Source organism: Streptococcus pseudopneumoniae (genome assembly GCF_001072315.1).
Classification (GTDB): Bacteria; Bacillota; Bacilli; order Lactobacillales; family Streptococcaceae; genus Streptococcus; species Streptococcus pseudopneumoniae_R.
This window is the reverse complement of the sequence record NZ_JVLI01000167.1, coordinates 1-1,742: the sequence shown is the minus strand read 5'-3', so window position 1 is coordinate 1,742 and position 1,742 is coordinate 1. Positions and strand designations below refer to the sequence as shown.

Sequence of the window (1,742 nt, the reverse complement as noted above, 5' to 3'; positions counted from 1 at the left end):
AAGCTGTACTTGAGTACGGTAAGGCGACGCTGACGTGGTTTGAATTTGATTTTCGAAGAGTATAAGATTATTTAACTGTTGCTGTGCTTGTAATCAATTCAACAGCTTTTTTGATTGTGATATCGTGTTTCAACATATCAGCTGAAAGCAAGCTTTGTACTTGTGCAACTTCCATGTTGTAGTCTGCTGCCAATTGCTCAACTTCTTTTTGGATTTCTTCTTCTGAAGCGTCAAACCCTTCAGCTTTGGCAACTGCTTCGATAACAAGGTTAGTCTTAGTACGTGATTCAGCTTCTGCTTGATATTGATTGTGAAGGTCTTCTTGAGTAGTTCCAGTGATTTGGAAGTACATGTCAGGGTTGATACCTTGACGTTGCAAGTTTCCAAGGAATTCGTTTACTGAACGGTGAACTTCTTCGTGAATCATTTCTTCTGGAAGTTCTACGATTTCAGCATTTTCTACAGCTTTATCAATTGCTGCACCTTCAACTGCATCTTTGTAAGCTTCTTCTTTAGCAGCAGCCAATTCGTTACGGTATTTTTCTTTCAATTCAGCAAGTGTTTCAACTTCTTCGTCGATGTCTTTTGCAAGCTCATCGTCAAGAGCTGGAACTTCTTTAGCTTTTACTTCGTGGATAGTTGTCACGAATTTAGCTTCTTTACCTGCAAGGTCTTCTGCTTGGTAGTCTTCTGGGAATGTTACGATAACATCAACAGTTTCACCAGCTGAGTGACCTACCAATTGGTCTTCGAAACCAGGGATGAATTGACCTGAACCAAGTCCAAGTGAGAAGTTTTCACCTTTTCCACCGTCAAATTCAACACCGTCGATAGAACCAACGAAGTCGATGACAACAGTGTCTCCGTTTTCAGCAGCAGCTTCTTTGATAACCAATTCAGCCAAGTTGTTGCGTTCGCGTTCGATACGCTCTTCAACGTCAGCGTCAGTTACTTCTTTTTCTACATCTACTGATACTTCAAGGTTTTTGTAGTCACCTAGTTTTACCTCAGGTTTTGTAACGACTTCAGCTGTGATAACCCAGTCTTGACCTTTTTCCATTGAAGTTACATCAATTTTTGGTTGAGCAACCACTTCAAGACCAGCTTCTTTTACAGCTGCTTCATAAGCATTTGGCAAAAGAGCGTTCATAACATCTTGGTAAAGTGACTCTTCACCAAATTTTTTGTCGAAGATAGGACGTGGCAGGTGACCTTTACGGAAACCTGGAACATTAAGAGATTTCTTCACTGAGTTGAAGACACGGTCCAATTCTGGTTTGATTTGATCTTGAGAGATAGTGAAAGTCAAGACACCACGGTTTGTTTCTTTGTTTTCAAATGATACAGACATTCTGTCATTTCTCCTTAAAATTTTTTAAATACAGTCTATTATAACATAAATGAGAGACTTTTTTCAAGTAATGACTGCGCTTTTCGATTGATAGGAGAGGTATGGTTTCACCCGCAATATCCAAAGAAACAATTCTCCCTTGACTTGTGACAATCGCCTGAGCCTTCATAGCGTGAAATTTCTTTTTACCAGAATAATTCTCTAATTGTTTTTTTTAGGACGATTGATTTTTACTTCCGTCGCATCAATCATTACCGTGTCCTCAGAACTGAGAGGAGTTCTTGAAATCGTAAAACCACTTTGAAGAAGAGTTACTTCAACCCATTGGCTCCGACGGATTAAGTTGCTTTCGTGAATGCCAAAATCAGCCGCAATTTGTTCATAAGTGCGG

At 39.7% G+C, this 1,742-nt stretch carries 1 protein-coding gene and 1 pseudogene; both read right to left on the bottom strand.

Going from position 1 to position 1,742, the window contains the following annotated elements; translation table 11 throughout:
- Positions 1–67 precede the first annotated feature (67 nt).
- On the bottom strand, positions 68–1,351 hold the full coding sequence (gene tig / locus ADH54_RS09405; RefSeq protein WP_000116491.1) for a trigger factor: 1,284 nt from the start codon (positions 1,349–1,351) through the stop codon (positions 68–70).
- A gap of 115 nt (positions 1,352–1,466) precedes the next feature.
- Positions 1,467–1,742 (bottom strand): annotated as a pseudogene (locus ADH54_RS09400) (transposase family protein); the annotation flags it as partial.

What these genes read in the sequence shown, in the direction of transcription:
- tig (WP_000116491.1), bottom strand. Translation starts at nt 1,351, where the DNA reads ATGTCTGTATCATTTGAAAACAAAGAAACAAACCGTGGTGTCTTGACT.